This window comes from Opitutia bacterium ISCC 52, assembly GCA_014529675.2.
GTDB lineage: Bacteria > Verrucomicrobiota > Verrucomicrobiia > Opitutales > UBA2995 > UBA2995.
In genome coordinates this window covers 3,835,558-3,856,431 of record CP076040.1, presented here as the reverse complement: position 1 = coordinate 3,856,431, position 20,874 = coordinate 3,835,558, and the positions used below count along the sequence as shown (strand labels likewise).

Annotated in this window: 22 protein-coding genes; 12 read left to right on the top strand and 10 right to left on the bottom strand. The window is 48.8% G+C overall.

The window, feature by feature from the left end; genetic code table 11:
* Positions 1-14 precede the first annotated feature (14 nt).
* Both GA003_16345 and GA003_16340 read left to right on the top strand, forming a co-directional pair.
* Positions 15-845 (top strand): alpha/beta hydrolase, encoded by an 831-nt coding sequence (locus GA003_16345; GenBank protein ID QXD27567.1) that lies wholly within the window; start codon positions 15-17, stop codon positions 843-845.
* Positions 846-863: 18 nt separating this feature from the next.
* Positions 864-1,331, top strand: coding sequence for a hypothetical protein (locus GA003_16340; protein QXD27566.1), 468 nt, complete (start codon positions 864-866; stop codon positions 1,329-1,331).
* A gap of 35 nt (positions 1,332-1,366) precedes the next feature.
* Here the strand turns inward: GA003_16340 and GA003_16335 are convergent, their stop codons facing one another.
* Together GA003_16335 and GA003_16330 are read right to left on the bottom strand one after the other, a co-directional pair.
* Entirely contained in the window at positions 1,367-2,923 is a 1,557-nt protein-coding gene (locus GA003_16335; protein ID QXD27565.1) for a sulfatase-like hydrolase/transferase, read from the bottom strand.
* A 109-nt stretch (positions 2,924-3,032) separates the two neighbouring features.
* On the bottom strand, positions 3,033-3,755 hold the full coding sequence (locus GA003_16330; GenBank protein QXD27564.1) for a DUF1080 domain-containing protein: 723 nt from the start codon (positions 3,753-3,755) through the stop codon (positions 3,033-3,035).
* Positions 3,756-4,244: 489 nt separating this feature from the next.
* Here GA003_16330 and GA003_16325 point away from each other — a divergent pair, with 489 nt between their 5' ends.
* From GA003_16325 to GA003_16315, 3 genes are all read left to right on the top strand, one after another.
* Positions 4,245-5,138: a cupin domain-containing protein gene (locus GA003_16325; protein ID QXD27563.1), complete on the top strand. Its 894-nt coding sequence runs from the start codon at positions 4,245-4,247 to the stop codon at positions 5,136-5,138.
* 188 nt (positions 5,139-5,326) lie between these two features.
* Positions 5,327-6,643, top strand: a complete 1,317-nt coding sequence (locus tag GA003_16320; GenBank protein QXD27562.1) for a mandelate racemase/muconate lactonizing enzyme family protein — start codon at positions 5,327-5,329, stop codon at positions 6,641-6,643.
* Positions 6,644-6,671: 28 nt separating this feature from the next.
* Positions 6,672-7,595: an RraA family protein gene (locus GA003_16315; protein ID QXD27561.1), complete on the top strand. Its 924-nt coding sequence runs from the start codon at positions 6,672-6,674 to the stop codon at positions 7,593-7,595.
* Between the two features lie 145 nt (positions 7,596-7,740).
* On the opposite strand, the gene GA003_16310 is transcribed toward GA003_16315, so the two are convergent.
* From GA003_16310 to GA003_16295, 4 genes are read right to left on the bottom strand one after another with little or no spacing between them, the layout of a single operon-like run.
* Positions 7,741-8,121 (bottom strand): YdbL family protein, encoded by a 381-nt coding sequence (locus tag GA003_16310; GenBank protein QXD27560.1) that lies wholly within the window; start codon positions 8,119-8,121, stop codon positions 7,741-7,743.
* Positions 8,122-8,136: 15 nt separating this feature from the next.
* Entirely contained in the window at positions 8,137-8,352 is a 216-nt protein-coding gene (locus tag GA003_16305; protein ID QXD27559.1) for a hypothetical protein, read from the bottom strand.
* Between the two features lie 43 nt (positions 8,353-8,395).
* Positions 8,396-10,444 carry a YdbH domain-containing protein gene (locus tag GA003_16300; protein QXD27558.1) on the bottom strand — a complete coding sequence of 683 codons (2,049 nt, stop codon included), beginning with the start codon at positions 10,442-10,444 and terminating at the stop codon, positions 8,396-8,398.
* A gap of 28 nt (positions 10,445-10,472) precedes the next feature.
* Positions 10,473-11,234, bottom strand: coding sequence for a TIM barrel protein (locus GA003_16295; protein ID QXD30466.1), 762 nt, complete (start codon positions 11,232-11,234; stop codon positions 10,473-10,475).
* Positions 11,235-11,570: 336 nt separating this feature from the next.
* Here GA003_16295 and GA003_16290 point away from each other — a divergent pair, with 336 nt between their 5' ends.
* Positions 11,571-12,137 (top strand): SCO family protein, encoded by a 567-nt coding sequence (locus GA003_16290; protein ID QXD27557.1) that lies wholly within the window; start codon positions 11,571-11,573, stop codon positions 12,135-12,137.
* A gap of 169 nt (positions 12,138-12,306) precedes the next feature.
* Here GA003_16290 and GA003_16285 read toward each other — a convergent pair whose 3' ends face one another.
* Positions 12,307-13,158, bottom strand: coding sequence for an SCO family protein (locus tag GA003_16285; GenBank protein QXD27556.1), 852 nt, complete (start codon positions 13,156-13,158; stop codon positions 12,307-12,309).
* Positions 13,159-13,374: 216 nt separating this feature from the next.
* On the opposite strand from GA003_16285, the gene GA003_16280 reads away from it, so the two are divergent.
* Positions 13,375-13,890, top strand: coding sequence for a hypothetical protein (locus tag GA003_16280; GenBank protein QXD30495.1), 516 nt, complete (start codon positions 13,375-13,377; stop codon positions 13,888-13,890).
* Positions 13,844-14,038, top strand: coding sequence for a prolyl oligopeptidase family serine peptidase (locus GA003_16275; GenBank protein QXD27555.1), 195 nt, complete (start codon positions 13,844-13,846; stop codon positions 14,036-14,038). Before GA003_16280 ends, GA003_16275 begins: the two co-directional genes overlap by 47 nt.
* A 142-nt stretch (positions 14,039-14,180) precedes the next feature.
* Here the strand turns inward: GA003_16275 and GA003_16270 are convergent, their stop codons facing one another.
* Positions 14,181-15,056, bottom strand: coding sequence for a cyanophycinase (locus GA003_16270; protein ID QXD27554.1), 876 nt, complete (start codon positions 15,054-15,056; stop codon positions 14,181-14,183).
* 57 nt (positions 15,057-15,113) lie between these two features.
* A complete protein-coding gene (locus GA003_16265; protein ID QXD27553.1) occupies positions 15,114-15,464 on the bottom strand; it encodes a protein tyrosine phosphatase in 351 nt (116 codons plus the stop codon).
* A gap of 104 nt (positions 15,465-15,568) precedes the next feature.
* Between GA003_16265 and GA003_16260 the strand changes: the two genes are divergently transcribed.
* From GA003_16260 to GA003_16250, 3 genes are all read left to right on the top strand, one after another.
* Positions 15,569-16,531 carry a DUF2235 domain-containing protein gene (locus GA003_16260; protein ID QXD27552.1) on the top strand — a complete coding sequence of 321 codons (963 nt, stop codon included), beginning with the start codon at positions 15,569-15,571 and terminating at the stop codon, positions 16,529-16,531.
* Between the two features lie 176 nt (positions 16,532-16,707).
* On the top strand, positions 16,708-17,298 hold the full coding sequence (locus tag GA003_16255; GenBank protein ID QXD27551.1) for a peptidylprolyl isomerase: 591 nt from the start codon (positions 16,708-16,710) through the stop codon (positions 17,296-17,298).
* A 36-nt stretch (positions 17,299-17,334) separates the two neighbouring features.
* The gene (locus GA003_16250; protein ID QXD27550.1) at positions 17,335-18,054 is read left to right on the top strand and encodes an RNA pseudouridine synthase; all 720 of its coding nucleotides are present in this window, start codon (positions 17,335-17,337) and stop codon (positions 18,052-18,054) included.
* Positions 18,055-18,109: 55 nt separating this feature from the next.
* Here the strand turns inward: GA003_16250 and GA003_16245 are convergent, their stop codons facing one another.
* A complete protein-coding gene (locus GA003_16245; GenBank protein QXD27549.1) occupies positions 18,110-19,072 on the bottom strand; it encodes an ABC transporter substrate-binding protein in 963 nt (320 codons plus the stop codon).
* Between the two features lie 100 nt (positions 19,073-19,172).
* Between GA003_16245 and GA003_16240 the strand changes: the two genes are divergently transcribed.
* Positions 19,173-20,621: a Gfo/Idh/MocA family oxidoreductase gene (locus GA003_16240; GenBank protein ID QXD27548.1), complete on the top strand. Its 1,449-nt coding sequence runs from the start codon at positions 19,173-19,175 to the stop codon at positions 20,619-20,621.
* Positions 20,622-20,874 lie beyond the last annotated feature (253 nt).

Sequence of the window (20,874 nt, the reverse complement as noted above, 5' to 3'; positions counted from 1 at the left end):
ACCAGGGATTTGTTATGAGAAAGCTGGTCGCCTGGAAGGGAGGAACGCCATTACTTGTTGACGACTCGGGCAGTGGGAGCGGACTCATTTGTTTACACGGCATTGGGGGTGGCAGCTACTTCTTTACCGGGCTTTCGCAGTCCTTGATCGAATCACGCCGGATTGTGTCCTTTGATATGCCGGGTACCGGCTTCAATGTGAACACAGTGGATCGGTTTTCGATCGAAGCCGCAGTTGAAGCGACCGTTGAGCTGATTGATCTGGTGTCACCTGAGCCGTCCGTTCTTTTAGGCCATTCCATGGGGACGATTGTTGCCTTAAAGGCCTACGCCGAGCGACCAGATGCGGTCGCCGGGCTTGTTTTTCTGGGTGGATTGCCTGAGCCCGTTTCCTCGATTAAAGAAAAGCTGACTACACGGATTTCCCGCATCGAGCAAGTAGGCATGAATGGGATTGGTGAGGAGGCCATGCCTGGAATATTTGCTGAAGGAACTTTGAGGGAAAGACGGCAATTGGTGGGTATGTTTCAGCGCCTTCTTGAACTAAATGCTGAGGATAGCTATGTGCAATCGATTGAGGCCTTGATCAGTGCTTCTGCTGTTGAGAATGCTCAGAACGTTCAAGTTCCTTGTTTAGCTATCACAGGAACGGAGGACCTTTATGCGGCACCGCCGGACGTCCAATCATTCGCTGACTCAATTCCGGGCGAGGTAGATGTGCAGTTTTTCGAAAACTGTGGCCATATGGTCTTTTACGAAGATCCCGGTCGTTTCAATGAGAGTGTAAATACCTTTCTTCAATCGCTCGATAGCGATTGGGCTTTTACTTATGGAGATGACAGCTAAGTCTTCACCTGAAAAGAAATGGCAGAAGTAACAGATGATTTTGCGGACAGCCTTAGAGCCGTCCGGGGAGAGTTTCAAAATACCAAAGGGGGAAGAATTGGGAATCGTGTCCTGGCTCACGTCTTTTCGACTTTTTTCCCCATACTACTCATGGTTTGTCTGGTTTTGGTATCCGAACTCAGCTGGCCGCTAAAGAGTGACGCGTGGCTGTTTATCGGCTTTGCTATCCTCACCTTGGGCGTTGGGATTATTCTGCAGCGTGCAATCAATTGTCGCTATGTATTCGATGACGAAGGCATCAGTGCGTATCGCTCAAATGGTCAAATCAAAGAGTCGATCCGTTGGACTGAGCTTACGAAGATTAACTACTTTGAAAGTCGAGGCATTCGCAGCTTCGTTCTCATCACCAACGATAGTTCGATGCAGTTGGAATTTTATAAGAGCCTCAGTGAAGCGATTTCCGATATAGAAAAATCAAAGGGCTAGGGCAAGTTATCTGTAACTTGCCTTTCCACTTTTCTCTAATCCGGCATATTCTGATCCTGCCAAGCTTCGCCAAAGGCTTCTTCTGCGCTTTTTGCAACGACTGTCGGGTTATAGACAACGTCTTCCCCGTTAATAATTCGACCGTCCTTAAAATGATAAAGGTTATTTTGGGTCGGCCCAATGCGATGTGGAAAACGCTTTTCTAAATCTTCGGTGCCCTCCAGACGTTCTTTCTCCGTAGCTTCGAAATCGATGGTATCAGATACCACTGCTCTGAGTTTTTCTAGCATGGCTGAAGTTTCTGGATCAGGGTCGCCCTTTGAAAGGTCCGTTTGTTCAAGCGGGTCATTGACGAGATTGAATAAAAACTCTGAGCCGCCACGGAATCCTACGTATTTGAAATCTCCATACCTCACCATGCGATACTCCGATCCTTCACCCCACCTGGGTTTTAAGTTGTCACTGAAAATGGGGATGAGCTCCGGCTCTTCACTCTGCGTTAATGACTGACTCAGGTCGCGTCCTTCTGCTTCGGAAAAATCTGCTCCGGCAAAGGAACACAGAGTGGGGTAGAGGTCGATGAGCGAGACGGGCGTTTCAACCTGAGTGGCTGCCTTGCTTCCCGAACGATGTTCAGGAAGCGAAATGATCATGGGGACACGAGTACTTGCTTCGTGATAGGTGTGCTTCCACCAACTGCCATGTTCGCCAGCCATCTCACCGTGGTCTGAAGCGTAAATGATGATGGTGTTTTCTAAATCGCCGGAGAGCTCAAGTCGGTTGAGCAAATCCCCAATGATTTCATCAAAGTAGCTGACGCAGGCAAAGTATCCAGCCCGCATCTTTTGTTGGTCTTCATAGGAGAGGCCTTCTACGCGGAACCCTTCTCGCATCGTTTGATTTACCGGGTGATCAAAGGTATCTCCGGATGCAGGTGCCTTCGGATCGGTTACCTGGTCGACAGGATATTTATCCGTCCAGCGTTTAGGTGCAGTGAGTGGGAAATGCGGTCTGCTAAAAGAGGCCAGGGCGAACCATGGTTTCTCAGGTTGCTCATGCCGGTGCTCACGGATCCAGGCAACGGTCTCTTGGGCAGTGATCTGTTCTTGAAGGGCACTTTCCGGATACTCGAGCTTGCCCGCTCCATCGAAGCGCCAGGTAAATTTATCACCTTCATACCATGCGGGTGGCTCCTGTCCCTGGTGTCCGGTCCCGCCGGTCAGATCTCCATAGGGGCGGTGTTGAAAGCCTACAAATTGTCGACTACCTCCCAGGTGCATCTTACCGATCAGACTGGTTTCGTAACCTGCCTTGCGCAGGGTGGCGGGCAATGTGACCAGATCTGGCGAAAGGGTAGAGTCGTTATTCCAGGCACCCGCACCACGTGCATGTTTGCCAGACAGCAGGCAAAGACGAGAGGGTGTGCATAAGGCCATCTGGCAGTAAGTATGGTTGAACTTTACCGCTTGATCCTTGAGTGCATCCAGATGGGGAGTTTCAACAGGCTCTCCTCCTTTCTCTTCACTCAGGTGTGAGAAAAATCGAAAGCTGTGCTCATCGCTGAGCAGGAAAAGAATATTGGGTTGGCTCATGTAGGTTGGTCGAAAGAGAGCGATTGGAAGTTAGCTTACGAATGTACTGAAACACTCACAGTGCTGTAAAGTGTTACTAGTAACATCTTCACCAGGAACGGGCTTTTTTCTAAAGTTCTTTGAGCTTCAGGTTTCGAAATGAAATCTGGTCCCCATGATCCTGAAGAATCAGGTGCCCTCGATCGATCTTTCCATATTCTGGCCACTCGGCGTATTTGCTTTTGGAAATAAGCTCCTTCCATTCACTGGATCCAATCGTGAAGGAGACGGCAAGATTGCCATTCATCCATTGTTCGACGTCATTTCCTTTACGAACGATACGCGACTGGTTCCATTCGCCGGCAGGAAGGGTAGTTTCTTTATTCGATTCAATGAGGTCGTAGAGGTCGCCACTGCGATGGGTTTTTATTTGCCCTTCTTCGTGTCCGCCATTGTCGAGCAATTGCATCTCCAATCCCGTGTGCCAGGGCTTGGTGTATTGGGGGTCATCATTGACCATGTAGAAGATGCCACCGTTTCCTCCGGGTGAGATGTTCCATTCGAATGAAAACTCAAAGTCACCGAGAGGTTCCGAAGTGATGATTAAATCAAGCTTACTTTTCGAGCCTTCTGCTCTTGCGGCCAGGCTGAGCACCCCGTCCTCTGCTGTCCAACGATCGGAGTTTGCATCGGGAAAGGCAAAGATGCGGTAGCTACTCAAATCAGAACCATCGAATAAGCGAATCCAATCGCTGCCGCTTGAAGCTTTTGAGCTAGAATCTTGAGCGGATCCACAACCTTGGAACAGGAGTAAAATCGATGCGAGAGCTAGCAGAATAGCAATACTGCGCAAAAGGTTGATCAGGAATGAATTATGAAGTCGGAATTGGTGAGTGTGCATCATTGATCAGGTAGAAGAATAGGTTTATTGGATAGCTTTCATTAAGCACGAGGATCTTCTAACTCATTATTCTGTAACAGTTACAGGGCTCCATCGGATTTGCCAAGGATGGTTTGCCATGTGTCTTAAGGGGCTCCTGCTCTTAACGTAATTTCTAATCTGCTGCTGTCGGCGGCATTAATGGTTCATTGCCAGAGTTTTATGGCATCATATAATCTCCAGGTGTAACGGTTACATAGGGTGTGTTCCTAGTGCCTATATTTTAGAGATGTTTACTGTTAAACTTCAGTTAGCGTTTAAACGAATCTTCTACTTTGATTCGCTACTGATAATACCCTCTTAAATTGCGAAATTCTATTGGACCCGCATTCATTGCTGGGTTTAGGTATTAATTGCTTTGGCCCCATATTTCGAAGCGAACTTCAAATTCTTCAAAATATCATGTATAAATCTACCTCTAAGTTCTTGGCCCTGCTTCTATTGCCAGTGGCCGCGCTCTGCTTGCAGAGCCCTTTATTTGCTCACGAACAGCAGCTGTATCTTTCGCGCTATGTTCCTAATCTGAAATACAGTGAGTCCGATCTGACCAAGGATACGGATACGGCCACCTACAAGGCGATCTTCGGAGAGGGTGACAAGGATGAGCAACATCTGAATGCCATTACGCGTATGGGGGAGCTCACGGTTCAACCAGGCGGAGCCAGTGCGATTGTGAAACGTGCCATGGAAGAATATGTTTTGTATGTAACTTCAGGAAAAGGAACTCTGATCTATGATCGTGAGGAAGCACCTTTGAGAGAAAACGATTTTCTATATGTGCCTGCTGGTGTGCGGCATGGCATAACAAATGACAGCAGTGAGCCGATCAAAGTACTCTTTATGGGATATAAGATTCCGAAAGGAGTGGACTACCAACCCAAGAAGAATCTTGAAATCGCCAATGCGGATGAAGTGGAGCTGCAAGTGCTTGGAAGCCATGGTCCGACGACTCAGTATAAACTCCTGATGGGTGACACAACCAGCACACGTGATCGTCTCGCTTCAGCATCTCAAATGAAGAGCTTATTCATCATGGATTTTGCGCCGCGTGGGACCAACAACCCGCATCGTCACCCCACTCAGGAAGAAGTTTACTTTGTTCTCCAAGGAAGTGGTTACATGGTCGCGGGTCTTGATCAATATGGCAATGTAGAGCGGCATCCAAGCCAGGAAGGAGATGCCTTCTATTGGGCTGCTGGAACGGAAGTTGGATTCTATAGCCTGAATTCTGAAGGTGAGGAGCACTCCATTATCTTGGCCATAAGGTCCGACGATCCTACCAAGACGAAAAAGTAATCTGAAATTTCCACCGGGTGGCTTTTGTAAGTGAACCTCTAGATATGCTATTTATTGATTGGAATTGTAGACGCATAGTGCGGCGGAGCGAGACGCTCTCACACTACCATTTACAGATTACCGAATATGGTAGGGCCATTGCGTCCCCGCAATGCCGGTCTAGTAATTAGCAACCCCCATCTTTCTTTATGAAGAAACCGTTTGATTACTCCACAAATCGTAGAAACTTTCTTAAAAAATCCGTATTGGGTGGAGCCGCTTTAGGAGGCTTGTTTCATCTGCCGATGGATCAAGTAGCTGCCGCTGCTACGTCGGGTCTAAACCGTGCTTCGAGCCCTTCGAATTTGAAGATAACGGACATGCGCTATGTCACCGTGGAGCACATGGGGCGTAAGTGCTCTATTATTCGCCTGGATACGAATCAGGATATCTACGGATACGGAGAAGTCAGAGACGGTGGCGAGGTAAAGCATGCGCTCATGTTGAAGCACCTGCTTCTAGGAAAGAATCCGTGCAATGTGGAAAAACTGTTTCGCATAGTAAAACCGTTTGGAGGACACAACCGTTTGGGAGGTGGAGTGAGTGCCGTCGATATGGCACTGTGGGATTTGACCGGGAAAGCTTATGGCGTACCCGTATGGCAACTACTCGGAGGAAAGTATCGGGATCGTGTCCGATTATACGGTGATACCTTTTCGGATAAAGACCACGAATTGATTCGCTCCAAAGTGCTGGCTCGGGTCGAGCAGGGGTTCACCTGGCTCAAAATGCTTCGAGTGTTTCGACTGCTTGAAGATGTCCCAGGAACACAAAATGAATACAAGGAAGGTATGCTCACGGACAAGGGAATCGCTTTGATTGCGGATTACCTGCAAATGGTTCGTGAAGCGGTCGGTGATGACATGCCGATTTCTGCGGATCACTTTGTGGGACGTAATCTCGATAACATGACCCGCCAAGCCAAAGCGCTTGAGAAAACCAATTTGGCTTGGATTGAGGAACCTATCAATTGGGCTCAGACTCAGGATCTAAAAGCACTTAGGGGTCGGATTGATACTCCGATTGCGACGGGCGAATCGATGTTTGCCCGCGAAAGCTTTAAAATACTGTGCGATAATCAGGCGGTAGATTATGTGCATCCTGACCTGGCGACTGCTGGAGGTATTCTTGAAACCAAACTCATTGGAGACTATGCCGAAGACAATGGTATTAAACTTGTGATGCACTACGCTGGGACTCCCGTGTCCTTTAGAGCCAATGTCCACAGCGCTGCCGCCACAAACAATCACCGTGCGCTTGAATTCCATCCAGATGGAGAAGGGTATTCCAGGTGGGCAAATATGGTTCAAACGACCAGCGATCACTCGTTGACGGATCGCGGGTTTGCGCCGGTGTCCGATGCTCCTGGCCTAGGCATCGAGTTGAACATGGATCATATTATGAACGTGCTACATCCTGATGATATGAGCGTATTTGCTTCCACCGAGAAGTGGAACTCTCTGTAATCATTATCAAAATACCAAACTAGATTTTATGAAACGACTATTCACTCTTCTGCTGTTTCTGGGCCTTTCCCTGGGGATCTTCTTAAATGCCCAAACCATATCTCGCGATGAAATGGTTTTCCTCACCTCCGAGTGGAAAGGGGAGCGCTTTGAAGACGGACGTCCAAGAATACCGGATGCATTGATCGAGCGAGCCGCGAAGATTGGTATCGAGGAAGCCTGGGTGGTGCTCTACAATGCGGGTTACAAAAACCAGTTCGAAGGGAATTGGAAGATGATCCATGAGGATGTGCCAGTGATTGGTCGTGCACTTACGGCACACTATATGCCGAGTCGTCCGGATGTTTTAAAAAATATCATGGAGCGTGGGCATGCTGAGGGACGTTCCGGGAATCACAATTCCTGGCCCATTCAGGAACTGCAAAAAGGGGATGTCTACGTGGCTGATAGTTTTGGAAAAATTGCCCAGGGCACATTGATTGGCGACAGTTTGGGAACGGCCATTTATAACAAAACGGGAACAGGCGTTGTTTTCGATGGGTCCGCTCGAGATCGTTCAGGGATGGCGGAGATTGAAGGCTTCAACGCCTTTGTTCGGGACTTCGATCCCACTTTTCTAGAGGAGGTAGTTCTGATGGGGCTCAACACGCCCATCCGAATTGGGAAGGCGATTGTGCTTCCAGGAGACCTGGTAATTTCAGAACCCACAGGCGTTCTCTTTATCCCTGCCCACATGGCAGAGGAGGTGATCCTGACAGCCGAGTTCATTGGTGTTCGCGATGCCTTCGGTTACGAAATGCTCAAAGCAGGAACCTACGACACCGGCCAAATGGACAACGCATGGACGGATGCGATCAAGGAACACTTTCTCCGTTGGCTAGACGAGAATCCGGATCAGCTGCCCATGAGCCGCAAGGACCTGGACGCGTTTATGTCCAAACGGACATGGTAGTGTTTGGTGTCAGGTGTCGGGTTTCAGTGTTCAGGTACCGTTCTTCTCTTAGTCTTGGTCTTTCTCTTCCTCCAAAATAAAAACTCCAGAACCTAGGGAAATTGTAGGAGGAGCTTTTGCTCAAAGATCGATAAACAGTCCTATGCTACTTCTGTTTGTACCACTTGCCCTTGTCGTCCTGGAGCCAAACTCCGGATGCTGATTTCTTGCGCAACTCTTCGGCACGGCCTTGGCCTACCACTTTGAGGCTCAGCTTCAGGCGCTTGGCCAATATGGAGTAGAGTGCTTTGCGGTCTTTGTTTTCCGCATTCATCAGGGAGGTCTCCTCGCTCGAAAGTGCTCCGCGTTGGGCGAGCAAGCCAACGTTATTTTCGCCGACCTTGCCGGCCAGTTTAATGCTATCGACCGAAGACACGCGTTGCATGATGGCCTGTTTCAATGCGGCCTCGTCTTGTGCGAAGGTGTGAACGCTTGAAAACAAGAAGGTGCTAATTAGAAGGGAAATAAATAGTGTAAGTTTTTTCATCGCGATAGTCGGTTGTTATTCTTCGTCAATGGCTTCAGATGCCGCATCGATGTCCGCAAATACATTGTCTAGCTCCTGTTGCAGCTGAACCTTAAGATTCACATCCAAGGTCATGTAAATCGGCTCAATCGTGCTGTGCGTTTTTACATTGATGCAGCCGGTGAGTGCTGCGATCGCGCCAGCGGCAATACTGGAGAGCAGCAAAGGGGTTGTTTGTTTTGGCAAAGGCATGATGAATGATAAGACTCCAAAAACTGGAATAAGTTACAACTATTTACTGGAGCGAGGGAGTTCCCAAGGAGTGGATCTGAAGAAGAAACTGCAGGAGCTCGTCGGTGGTGCCGTTGATGTTCGTGTTCAGAACCAGGGGTACGACAGTCGCTCCGGTTATTCCTTCGCCGGCCAGATGGATTCTGGCGGGGGTGTTCGGGCTATTCTCAGGCAGCAGATCGATACGTAGCTCATGAATGGTCAGATCACTCAGCGCATCCTCGACTACGTTTTCCGGGGCCAACTTTAGCTTTTCCAGGATTTTATCCCCTATGGATGAGAGGAAGCCTTTTTCCTCCTCCTCTTCTTCTTCTTCTTTCGGAGTAAACATTCCCTCCGTATTGTAATTCAATCGAGCTGGAATCCCTTCGGTTAATTCGAGATAACCAGCGTTCGTTTCAAAGTGGCCATTCTTGAACCGGATCGGCAGATGTCCACTGACGGCGCCTTCCATAGTCCCATCAAAGAGATCCATGCCATCGACAATCGCCTTTAGTGAGAGGTGTTCGAATGCTATGGATGTATCTATCTGCGTCGGGTTTAGTTTAACGGTTGCAGGTGCTAGCTTTAAAGTACCCTCGAAGAGGTCCGTACTTCCATCCGTTAAGGTAAAGGTTTTGGAGTCCAGCAAATCGAAAAGAAACTGGGTATTTTGGAACGACAAGTCACCGAGATGGATTTGATCAATGGTTATCTCAGATGCTCCCTTGCTGCTCTGGAGGTTTTTTAAAGACGCGATATTAAGGGTCGATTCAATGCCCGTGACTTCCAGCTTATTTTTGGGGATGGAGATTGAACTGTCTGATAGGTTCAAGATGGCGGTGGCATCCATTAATGCATCCGAAAACATGTATTCACCATTAGCCGTCACCGATCCGTTGAAAATCATATCCTCAAATCCTGGGATGAAGCGACCTGGCAGGTCAGAGTATTCAAGCACAAGTGGAGAAGCGCTGTATTCGCCATTCAATGACATCTCCTTGTCCAGATCGTGGGAGGTGTGACTGAAGTCTATTTTGGCTTCCGTGCCTTCGAAGAGGAATTGTAGGATTCCCTGCGTCCTCATGTCGCTCATGTTTCCCCGGTTCTCCAGTTGGAGGCTGGTTTGTTCGAGAGTTTGTCCTGCCAATGCCACAGTGCCCGCATTCAGAGACAGTATGGAATTGGATTCCGTCGCCTGTTGCCCCGGGCTGATTCCAAGGGAACCGGATATCCATTGGGCGGAAAGGCTATTGAACACAAATTCATTGAGAGTGCAGTTGGCTTCTCCGTCGGCTTTTGCCAGGAGTGCTGGGATGAGAAGCGAGCTATTTGTGAGGGGAGTTTCTCCCAATTCGAGATCATTGAAATGGATGTCTCCTGAGGAGGATCCCTCGGTTAATTGCCACTCGGGTGCCACAACATTTAGACTGGGGAGTTGCCAGTTTAACGATAGGCTGGTTCCATCCATTGCCAAGTCGATTTGAAGGAGTCCTTCAGGGTTCTCAATGGGTTGTACTTCTAGCGTGGAATTTTCGTCGCTGTTGACCGCCTGGACTTCCAGGCGACTAAGATTCAGTGACAGTATGTTTTTCTCAGTGCGTTTTAAGGAACCACTCCACAGAATTTGGAGTTGGCTCTTTGGAAACTCCACGTTCAATTGGCCGTTGTGTACCCGTGTTTCTCTTACGGGTATAAGTTGGAGCGCATTCAAGGTGAGGGGTTCGTCGCTGGAGGGGAGTTCTTCCGGTTTAACATGAATCAGTAGTGTATCGATGTTCGCCTGATGGGCTTCTTTATTCTGAATGAGTTCGCTTAGCGAGTAGTCCAGTTTGGCTGAAGTCATTTCCACCGACCACCCAGGGCTCTGGATAGTCGCTGCTCGAATCTCAAGCTGGCTGGGGCCTGCTGACTCAAAAGTTATGGTGGAGTCCTCAAAGCCCTGCTTCTTCAACTGCTGGTTAACTAAAAGATTAAGCACATCAGGCAGACGCCACCAAGTGATGAGACAAGCTCCAATGAAGAGGAGGCCCAGGAGGGTTCCGACTTTAAGCAGTCTGTTCTTGCCAGCCATGTGCGACGGCTAGGTGTTTTTCACACTCCTAAGTGTAATAGGAGAGCTGAGCCGCTTGTTGAAGCGTGGCGACCGCATCATCCCAGGTCGGGATAAACTCGTGGGCAATGAATCCCTCGTAGCCGGTTTCAAGGATGGCTTCAAAAATGGGTGGGTAGTGGATTTCTTGAGAACCGTCGATTTCGCCACGTCCTGGATTCCCGGCCGTGTGGTAGTGGCCAATGTAGTCTTTGTATTGATGAATGCGGCGGATGATGTCTCCATTCATTACTGAGACATGGTAAATATCGAAGAGTAACTTAAAATTCTCCGAACCCACTTGTTTGATCAGGTCGATGCAGAAGTCGACGTCGTCACCAAAGTATCCGGGATGTCCCTTCATCGGGTGGGTATCGTCGCGTGAGTTGAGGTGTTCCAGAACCAGCGTGATGCCATTCTTCTCGGCTTTTCCGATCACTTCCTTCCAGGTATCGACACAGCGTTGGGCTGCTTTTTCCTCATCCATGCCGTCGAAGCGCATCCCGGTGAAGGTGATCACATTCTTACAGCCAACTTCCTTGGCCAGATCGATGGCGCCCGAGAGTCCGTCCACAACCAGGTCATGGTATTCTGGATTGCAGGGTCCTTTGGCAAATCCATGGGCTCCGGAAACGAGAGAGATATCCATGCCCAGTTCCTTTACCATGGGGTAATGATCCGAAGAGATGCCTTCCATGGCTACCAGGCCAATTTTTTGGCAGTGTTTGGCCAGTGTCGGGACGTCCATGCGGTCTCTAAAGCACCAGCCCATCACGGACTGACGAATACGACCATCGGCAACCGATTTGTGAGTCGGAACGATTTGACCTTGAGAAACGCTGCTTCCAGCTAGGAGGCCTACGGTTCCAACCGCACCGGTCTTTATCAATTCACGACGAGAAAGCGTTGTGTCGGAAGATTCCGATTCTTGGGGTGTGACTTTCTTTTGCATATGAGAACTCAAACAGAATCGATAACTCAAGAAAACACAAAAGGATCTCTGCCGATTTTGGTAGCTTTTCGGATCAGGATTTCTATGTGTGTTGGGATGAAAGCTATAGTGGTTGGAATAATTGCCATGTTTTTTTTGGTTTTGGGCCTGGTTTTGATGCCCTCCAAAAAGGAGGACGAGCCTTGGGAGCGTGAGAATAAGATCGATACCTATTGGGAAATCGGAGACTTCGAGTTGACCGATCAGTATGGGAACCCGTTTTCCTCTGAGGAGTTGGAAGGCAAAATCTGGCTGGCCAATTTTGTGTTCACCTCCTGCGCGGCCGAATGCCCATTGCTAACCCAGCAAATGACTCTGGTGCGACGCAACTTGGGTGACAGGCCAGACATTGCATTTGTATCCTTCAGTGTAGATCCTCAGACCGACACGCCGCAGCGGCTGCTCGATTACTCCAAGCCCTACGGTGAAGATGAGCGATGGAGTTTGTTAACCGGGGACATTGAAAAAGTGACAGAGTTGGTGACCAAGAAATTCCTGGTGCCTCTGACTCATGATGAGGACCTGGCTCACAGTTCCGAACGTGCCATTTCGCATAGCGACAAGATGCTTGTGATCGATGGTAAGGGCGTGGTGCGCTATTTCTGCGATGGTCTGAATCAGCGGACGGTTGAATCGTTGACCGATGTATTTCAGGTCCTGATCCAGGAATCGGGAGTGTATTGAGAAGGTTGAAGGCTGAGTGGTAGTATTCTTCGCGTTCTTTCTCTCCATCTATCAAAGTAGAACAGGCGTCTCGCCTGTTTATTGTTAAAGGCGTCTACCGAATTCATGTATACTTGAAACATGGGTGAAGATGGGTCTTTTCCGAATACACACAGGCAAGATGCCTGTGCTACTCTTTCGCAGCCTGCTTCATCGCCTCTACCAACTCTTCTGGTTTCCAGCTTTCGTCGGTAAAGATCTTTGCGATGTGTCCTTGAGCATCCATCACGACCGTGCGCAAGTTATGCGTATAGATGGCGGTATCATTCTTGCCAAACATCAGGCCCACGGATTCTCCGAGTGAGCGGATGTCCTTTGTTTCGGGGCTGGTCAACAAACTCCAGTTGTTTGAGCTTTTGCCAAACTGTTCGCCGTAGGCTTTCATGACTTCAGGTGTATCGTAGTCACTGTCGAAGGATACGGTAAGTAGCTTGAAGTTATTCGCTGCAACTGGATCGGCATTCAATAGCTTCTCCACGCTACTGAAGTTTCTCATCATGGCCGGGCAATATTCAGGGACCGGGCAGCGGGTAAAAATAAAAGTCAGGGCTACGACCATCCCACGGTAATCGTTCAGTTGAACTGGGCCCCCATTCTCATCTGACAAACTAAAGTCAGGAAAGAGGTCCCCGACTTTTAGTAGCTTATTGGTTGGGTCGGGTGGGGCGCTTGGAGATTTCAGTTCCCGGGTCTTTCCCGTTGGTTCGACACCTTCGACCCAGGACTCCAATTCAGCTACCTTGTAGGTGAAGCTAATCTCCTCTCCCGGTTGCGCCTTTTCCGATTCACTTAAATCCTTCAATCGAAAGGGCATGGTCATCGCTCCCATGTAGCCCGGGATTTTTTCGTGATCGATGATCAAGGTCCGGCCTTCATCTTCGACGCGCAGGAGGACTCCTTTTACTTCGAAGGATTGAAGGTTCGAGTCAGTTGTCTCACTAGGTTTTGAGCAAGAAACTATACCCAGGAGGGCAAGTCCCACTATCAGCCTGTTTGTCGTCCTATTAAACATTTGGCATGAATGGAGATATGGGAAATATATCTGTCAATCGGTTTCGCAGGTTCCAGATCTAATATTAGATATGGCGCTCGCACCTATGAGATAATTCTCCGGTTTTCAGATAAAAATGAAAAGTGAGAAGGAGTAGGGTTTATGCTCCATGCTTGCCTTTGCGAGCTTGCTGTTTTGCAATTCCTTATGGAAACCAGTACTGTATCTAAACCTCCTCATTATCGCCTCCTCCTGTTTTTCTTTGGCTGCCTGCTTCCGTTTTGCTTAGGTGCTCAGACAGTCTTTGAACAACTTCAAGTAATAAGTCCTAATCCGACTCCCGATCATATTAACAACCTTAAAAATGTGAATGGGAAGTTTATTGGAGCGACCGAAAGGGCTGGGGTGATTATAAGTAGTGATGATGGAATCAATTGGTCTTCACACCTTACCGGCCACTCGGGGTCAACATTCGGTATTGCGTATGGCAATGGTATATACGTGATATTCTCATATGCGAATGGTACTGCGCACTTCAGCTCAGACCTAGAAAATTGGACTGAGATTTCTTCCCACAATTTACCGAGTAATACCGGAAATGTATATTTTCATGATGGCTTGTTTTATTTTATGGGAGCGCAACATGACGACAATCCAGGAATTGTAACAACCGCCGATGGCGTCACATTTAACGAGGTGGCTACTCCAGGTGAAGTCCGATGACATGGTTGAGGCGATTCGTTCCAATGGCACTCCGGTTGAATATGTAGTGTTCCCTGATGAGGGTCATGGATTTCTCAAGAAGGAAAACCAGATCAAAGGCTACGGGCAGATTGTCGAGTTTCTCGATAAATACCTGAAAGGTAGCTGATAAGGTGCAGGAGGGGCTTCACGCCCCGATCTCATTGAGGCTGTAGTTAATCCTTCGGAACAGGCATGCTCCAATGATCTTCATCACACTTGCGAACAATGTAGCAATGGTGGTGACACCATTGAGAGCTCCTTTGGCCAGGTTATCGGCGTGTTGTGATCACCTGCCGCTTTGCCATATCATACCTATCCCCAGGAGCTAGGAAATAAAACGACCGAGATAGGTCGGGCACTTCTTTACCCTCCGTTCCTTCCTTGGACCAAAAGCTGCCATCGTAAATGGTGACATAGCTTTCACCTACCACTTCAAATTGATCCCCTTGAACGAGCATAGCTGTATTTTCATCGATGCCTACACCCAGTAGATCTGGGTATACCTTCAAAATGGTAAACATGTCAAAGTGTCGATTGCGGGCCAGGTGATGCTGATCGATCGCTACATTTCTCAAGTAACCAAATCCTACCTCATGGTCACCGACCATGATCTGATTGTTGCGAGTATCACCGCGCGCCAAGTACGATCCCTGGATCGTTGCTCCCGCAGAGCTCCCTGCAATGACCCCATCCCGTTCCAATACTTCCCACAGCAGTGCTTCTACTTTCGTGCCCGCATAGGCATCGACAAGGTTCCATTGTCGCCCCCCTCCAAACCAGACGCCTTTCGCTTCTTTCAGCGGTGCGACGAAGGCTTCCGAATTTGCCACCGAGCGATCAAGCGTATGCATCACCGTCACGTTCGTTGCTCCCAGTGAGCGTAAACGATCCCCACGCTCCTCCCGCTGCTGAGCCGTCATCGACGGACTCGCCGTAGATATATAAACGAGAGGCGCATCGTTTCCTCCAGCCAATGTAATAAACCGCTCATACATTTCTTTACCTGCACCCCCGCCCACGATCAAAAGGGTGCCATTCTCGGGGCCGACTTGGGTCTTCGTTTGTCCTTGGATCGGGGAAACAGAAAGAAGGAGATAGCTGCCGACCAGCATCGACAAAATTCTTATGGAAAAGGGTGACTTCATTGGAAGCTCATAATTACGTCACGCTGATCAGGGATCAAGGGAGTTATGGTGGAGCTTTTACTCTGGGACTTCAATGTGCGGAGACAGTTTTTGTTTCAGCTCCTCGATCAGTTTCGGATCCAGAGGATCGTAGATATCTTTGATGAACAAAGTCACTGGTCGCTTCCCTACGATCTTGTCAGGAAATTTTTTCTTCAATCGATGGGAGTGGCGCGTTTCCATTGTGAATATAATATCTGCCCATCCGATATCTCCCTCCGTAACTTTAATACGAGACCCATTCTCTGTCCCGCGCGAACGCACCTGATACTGATCCAGTTTTTCATACAGTTTTTCTGCAGTGTAGCTGCGCGACTTATTCCGGCTACAGATGAAGAGGAGCTTCCTCGGAGGATTTTCGGAATTCATCGATTATGGGTTCCCATGCATCACACTGTTTAGATGCCCTTTTGTTGACTCAAGAATTTCTCAAATGTTTAATTGCTGCGAGTCTTAAACCCATCAGGAAATAAATGAAAAACATAGTCATTTGTGCAGACGGAACTTGGAATCGACCAGAGCAATTAGGCAGGGATAACTACCCCACGAACGTTCTGAGATTTGCGCGAGGCATTGCTCCTCGAGGTAGGGGAGGAAAAAAGCAGGTTGTGTTTTACGATTGGGGAATTGGTTCCTACCATGACAAGGTGAGTGGGGGTGCATTTGGCAGCGGCCTGGAAAAAAACGTCATGGATGGATACCGTTTCCTGGTTCACAACTATGAACCGGGTGACCGAATATTCCTTTTCGGTTTTAGTCGGGGTGCTTATACGGTCAGAAGTCTGTGTGGGCTGATAAACAATTGTAGCATTTTAAAAGGGGCTGAGGGAAAGCGAGTCGAGGAGGCGTTTGCTTTATATAAGAGCCGGCGCCGGAAGCCGAGTGGTGAATACTCAATTAAGTGGCGAGAGAAGTACTCGGTGCAACAAGAGACGAACGTTCATTTTATAGGTGTATGGGATACGGTTGGCTCATTGGGGTTACCGTTTACTATATTTGGCCTCATTAAAGACAAACACCTCTTCTATGATCGAAAGATGGGTAGTAATATCAAAACCGCCCGTCATGCGTTGGCGTTAGATGAAATGCGGAACGACTTTGAACCGACGATTTGGGAACCGAAAGAAGGCGTGGACCTGAAGCAGGTGTGGTTTGCTGGGGTGCATTCGGATGTTGGGGGAAGTTACAAGCCCGACAAGGATGGCGGACTGCTGGCAAACATTCCCTTCGCGTGGATTCGGGACGAAGCTGATGAGTGCGGTTTGGTTTTTGAAGATTACATGGAGGATGTAGATATCAACCCATTGGCCAGCCAACACAACGAATACAAAGGAAAGTATAGATTGTTGGGAAAACACTACCGGAAGATTCCTGACTTCAATAAAATCCCCACTCAGGTTCACTCCAGTGTGAAACAGCGGTATACCGGAGGATAAAAAAGCAAAGCGATCGAGTCGTATCTGGTGGAACACGAGGGTACCTGGCCGCCGATCGTGGGCTGATCATTGTCGTTCAAGTTTGTATCTAGGGTCTGTTATTGTATTTTCCAAACACTGGTGAGCAGTGCGTTTTGGCATTTGATATAAAGGGGATTATGCAGCTAATTAGCCGAATGAAATCTGCATTGTTTGGTGTCTATCTTTTGTTGCTCGGTTGGTTTGCCTTCTCTGCGTGTACAAAATCCAATCCGCAAATAGAATTGCTCACTGATCATGGACGAATCCTTCTAGATATCTATGAAGACGACGCACCCATCACCGCCTCCAATTTTCTTCGCTACGTGGATGAAAAGCGTTTCGAAGGAGCGACGTTCTACCGAGTGGTTACGATGCGGAATCAGCCGAACAACGATGTGAAGATCGAGGTGATTCAGGGCGGGCTCAGTTTTAGCGGTGAGCATCCCAATAATCTGCCACCGATCAGGCATGAAACGACGAAGGAGACGGGAATCTTGCACAAGGATGGCGTGTTATCGATGGCCCGGGTCGAACCGGGGACGGCTGCTGGTGAGATCTTTATCTGTTTGGGTAATCAACCTGAATTGGACTTCGGTGGGACGCGGAACCCGGATGGGCAGGGCTTTGCTGCCTTTGGAAAGGTGGTTGAAGGCATGGACGTGGTTCAGGCCATTCAACAACTGCCAGAGGAAAAACAGATGTTGGTGGAGCCTGTTAAAATACTTTCGGTTCAACGGATTCGGTGAGTGACCTTTGATCCTGTGAGCGATTGGATCCTTTGAATGTCCGGAAATAGGAAACCTTTTAAACAACCTCCCAAACGGTATCAACCGCGTGGGGTGCCTGTGCTCTATGAAGATCACGACATCATTGTCGTCGATAAGGCCTGTGGGATACTCACGATCAGTACGGATCGTCCGCGTGACATCACCGCCTACACACTGCTGACTGATTTCGTTCGGAAGGGGGATGCCAAGTCGAAAAAGCGAATCTTTATTGTTCACCGATTGGATAAGGATACCTCGGGCGTGTTGGTGTTTGCCAAGACGGAGTCCGCCAAGCGTTTTTTACAAGATGAGTGGTCTCAGTTTCAAAAGAAGTATCTGGCGGTTGTTCATGGACGACTTGATGAGAAGAAAGGGGTTATCTCTTCCTATCTCGCTGAGAACAAGGCCTACAATATGTACTCGGTGAAGAACCCTTCGCAGGGTAAACTGGCAAAGACCGCATACAAGGTATTAAAGGAATCCAGTCAGTATAGTCTTTTGGAAATTGATTTACTGACCGGGCGGAAAAATCAGATCCGGGTTCATTTCTCGGAGAGGAAAAACCCGGTTGTGGGAGATAAGTTGTACGGACGTAAAGGTATCCGCATGAAACGCCTGGGGCTTCACGCAGCCTCCTTGACGCTACAGCATCCTTTCTTGAAGGAGACGATGACCTTTGAGGCAAGGACGCCTGGATTCTTTAATCAACTGTTCAAAGTGAGTACTAAAAAGTGAACTCTCTTAGGTTGAAGGTCGGCTTCCGCGCTGGGGATCCGCCCAGGTACTGAGCTTAAGGTTGGTATACAAACTCTGACAAGTCAACGGGGCTGGGAAGAAGGTCATACTCGAGTAGAAGTTCCTGCATGGCTTGCCATTTTTCAATGGAAGGCCAAGGCATGATCTTTGAGTTTTCTGGTCGCACCAGTTGCTCGATCTTTTCGAGTGATGCGAGTTGATAGTCTCGATTTATTTCTGGATTCCATTTGCTGAGAATGAGATCGATGGTTGCTTCTTTGTGGTCCAATGCATAAGCCCAGCCCTTTCGGCAGGCTTCGGTGACGGCGACGACAATCTCTGCCTGACTCTCAATCATAGCTTCGGTGGTAAAGAGGACCTGGGAGTAGGCTAGATAACCATTTTGGCCGGCTAGTTCGATGTGACCTGCGTTATCGGTTCGTCGCTGCAACTCGACAAATTCGTCGATGTAGTAGGCCTGCATAAGTTCGATTTGACCTTTAATCAGCACAGCTGGATCATAGCCCACTTCGACAAAGTGAATGTCGTCGAGGCTTAAGTCGTGCTTGGCCAATGCGATGCCAAGAATTTTTAGACCGTCGGCGTGAATCCCGATTCGCTTACCCTTAAAGTCTTTGACCGACTGGATATTACTTTTGGGAAGGTGCATCCAACCCATTGGGCTGGTTTGAAACATGGGTGCCAGTGCAACGATGGGATGGCCTTCGCGTCGTTTTCCTAGCAGAACTGAACTCTCTGAGACGCCGAAGCGTAGATCGTCTGAGTCAGTAAGACTCTCAACGACACCCACACTCTTGGGCGCTTCCAATAGGGTCACTTCGAGATCAAACTCCTTTAAATAGCCTTGCTCGATCGCCTGGTAGAGACCGGCAAACTGGGCATTGTAAATCCAGTCCAGTTGAATGGTAACGAACTTCTTCGAAAAGGCTGTTCCTCCACCAGCAATGAACAGGAGTAGACACAAGAGTATTGGAGGTAATTTTATACAGCGCTTCATAGGTGGAACCATGCAGGTGCTGTGCCACTTCCCGTCCGTGATTTCTATTTGAACCGCAGGGTTTTTCGTGCGATTAGTATGAGATCGAACCCATTACCCCATGAAAACAAATAGAAGAACCTTTATTAAACAATCCGCCCTGGGTGCGTCAGTATTTCTTGCTGGCACCAGCGCCTCTCATACCGTCTTTGGAGCGAACGACCGTTTACGAATTGCGGTGGTTGGATTGCACGGTCGCGGTAAAAGCCACGTGAGCGGTTGGCTCAAACAGCCCAATGTTGAGATTGCCTACCTTGTAGATCCCGATGCCGATGTGTTGGCTGAAAAAATGGAGGACTTGAAAGGGCGGATTCAGGGTAAGTTTACCTGTAAGGGCGTTTCGGATATCCGCACCGTCTTGGACGATCCAAATGTCGATGCCGTTTCGATTGCGACGCCGAATCATTGGCATTCTCTGATGACGATATGGGCGGCTCAGGCGGGCAAACATGTCTATGTCGAAAAGCCCATGAGTCATGACGTGAAGGAAGGCCGTATCGCTGTCGCTGCTCAGGAAAAATACGGAGTGGTGATACAGCATGGCACGCAGCGGCGTAGTGAACCAAGATTCGCCGGCCTTACCGAAATGATTCAGGCAGGTAAATTTGGGCGGTTGAAAATTTCTTATGGTTACTGCTGTAAACCGCGCGACACCATCGGATTCGAGTCGACAACTGCTGCTCCCAAGAATCTAGATTGGGACCTATGGCTTGGACCCGCCAACCTGAAGGATTATCATGCCAACTACGTGCACTACGATTGGCACTGGTTTTGGGCTACTGGCAACGGCGACATGAACAACCAGGGTACGCATCAACTCGATGTTGCGCGCTGGGCTTTGGACCCTGACCAGACTCACCCCACGCGCGTTATGGGAATGGGAGGACGGTTTGCCTGGAATGATCAAGGTGAAACACCCAACACGATGTTTGCCGCGGCCGAGTATCCGAATGGCCAGCAAGTCTTCTTCAATGTGCGCAACGTGAATTACGAAGGCTACCAGCGCCAAGTGATGAATGAGTACTATTTTGAAGATGGCGGATATATCAGTGACTGGAAATACTTCGCTCCCGGCAGCAGCGTGGGTGAGGAGATCGATATCCCAGACGGCAAAGTTACACCGGGTGGAAACTGGGGTAGTTTCGTGGCTGCTTGTCGTGCCGGTAAACCAGAGATGGCGAACGGCAATGTCCTCGATGCCCATTACGGCTGCGTCATGGGGCACCTGATGAACAACTCCTATCGCCTAGGCTCCAAAGTACCTTTCAATAAAAAAGCCGGTCGCTTCGGTGACAATACAGATGCCTACGAGCACTTTTCGAAACTGCACAGCATTATGAAAAAGGGCGTCGGCTTACCAGAGGATGGCACCGAGTATACGGTGGGACCTTGGCTAAACTTCGATGCTAAAAAAGAACGCCACACAGGCGAATTAGCCAAGGACGCGAACAGGTTGCTTCAAGACAAAAACCGGAAGGGCTTCCGAGTCCCAACGGCCAAAAAAGTGTAACGCTCGCTAGGAACGCCAAATCTCAGTTAGAGTAGCCACCGTCGATAGGCGGTGGAGTTGAAGTAGTGGTTAAAACTATGGGAGGTGCTTTGCGTCTTTTTTAGGTCGACAAATGTCAATGGGATCGCGGCGTTACCGACGAACGAAGTGAGGACACATCTACAAGTCTTGCACTCAATAACAAGCCGCTCCCATAGTTAGAAAATATAAGCGGATCTTTCATCCAATCCGGTGGCCGAGGGTTTGTTTGCGA

What these genes read in the sequence shown, in the direction of transcription:
- GA003_16345 (QXD27567.1), top strand. Translation starts at nt 15, where the DNA reads ATGAGAAAGCTGGTCGCCTGGAAGGGAGGAACGCCATTACTTGTTGAC.
- GA003_16340 (QXD27566.1), top strand. Translation starts at nt 864, where the DNA reads ATGGCAGAAGTAACAGATGATTTTGCGGACAGCCTTAGAGCCGTCCGG.
- GA003_16335 (QXD27565.1), bottom strand. Translation starts at nt 2,923, where the DNA reads ATGAGCCAACCCAATATTCTTTTCCTGCTCAGCGATGAGCACAGCTTT.
- GA003_16325 (QXD27563.1), top strand. Translation starts at nt 4,245, where the DNA reads ATGTATAAATCTACCTCTAAGTTCTTGGCCCTGCTTCTATTGCCAGTG.
- GA003_16320 (QXD27562.1), top strand. Translation starts at nt 5,327, where the DNA reads ATGAAGAAACCGTTTGATTACTCCACAAATCGTAGAAACTTTCTTAAA.
- GA003_16315 (QXD27561.1), top strand. Translation starts at nt 6,672, where the DNA reads ATGAAACGACTATTCACTCTTCTGCTGTTTCTGGGCCTTTCCCTGGGG.
- GA003_16310 (QXD27560.1), bottom strand. Translation starts at nt 8,121, where the DNA reads ATGAAAAAACTTACACTATTTATTTCCCTTCTAATTAGCACCTTCTTG.
- GA003_16305 (QXD27559.1), bottom strand. Translation starts at nt 8,352, where the DNA reads ATGCCTTTGCCAAAACAAACAACCCCTTTGCTGCTCTCCAGTATTGCC.
- GA003_16300 (QXD27558.1), bottom strand. Translation starts at nt 10,444, where the DNA reads ATGGCTGGCAAGAACAGACTGCTTAAAGTCGGAACCCTCCTGGGCCTC.
- GA003_16295 (QXD30466.1), bottom strand. Translation starts at nt 11,234, where the DNA reads ATGGGCTGGTGCTTTAGAGACCGCATGGACGTCCCGACACTGGCCAAA.
- GA003_16290 (QXD27557.1), top strand. Translation starts at nt 11,571, where the DNA reads ATGCCCTCCAAAAAGGAGGACGAGCCTTGGGAGCGTGAGAATAAGATC.
- GA003_16280 (QXD30495.1), top strand. Translation starts at nt 13,375, where the DNA reads ATGGAAACCAGTACTGTATCTAAACCTCCTCATTATCGCCTCCTCCTG.
- GA003_16275 (QXD27555.1), top strand. Translation starts at nt 13,844, where the DNA reads ATGGCGTCACATTTAACGAGGTGGCTACTCCAGGTGAAGTCCGATGAC.
- GA003_16270 (QXD27554.1), bottom strand. Translation starts at nt 15,056, where the DNA reads ATGAAGTCACCCTTTTCCATAAGAATTTTGTCGATGCTGGTCGGCAGC.
- GA003_16265 (QXD27553.1), bottom strand. Translation starts at nt 15,464, where the DNA reads ATGAATTCCGAAAATCCTCCGAGGAAGCTCCTCTTCATCTGTAGCCGG.
- GA003_16260 (QXD27552.1), top strand. Translation starts at nt 15,569, where the DNA reads ATGAAAAACATAGTCATTTGTGCAGACGGAACTTGGAATCGACCAGAG.
- GA003_16255 (QXD27551.1), top strand. Translation starts at nt 16,708, where the DNA reads ATGAAATCTGCATTGTTTGGTGTCTATCTTTTGTTGCTCGGTTGGTTT.
- GA003_16250 (QXD27550.1), top strand. Translation starts at nt 17,335, where the DNA reads ATGTCCGGAAATAGGAAACCTTTTAAACAACCTCCCAAACGGTATCAA.
- GA003_16245 (QXD27549.1), bottom strand. Translation starts at nt 19,072, where the DNA reads ATGAAGCGCTGTATAAAATTACCTCCAATACTCTTGTGTCTACTCCTG.
- GA003_16240 (QXD27548.1), top strand. Translation starts at nt 19,173, where the DNA reads ATGAAAACAAATAGAAGAACCTTTATTAAACAATCCGCCCTGGGTGCG.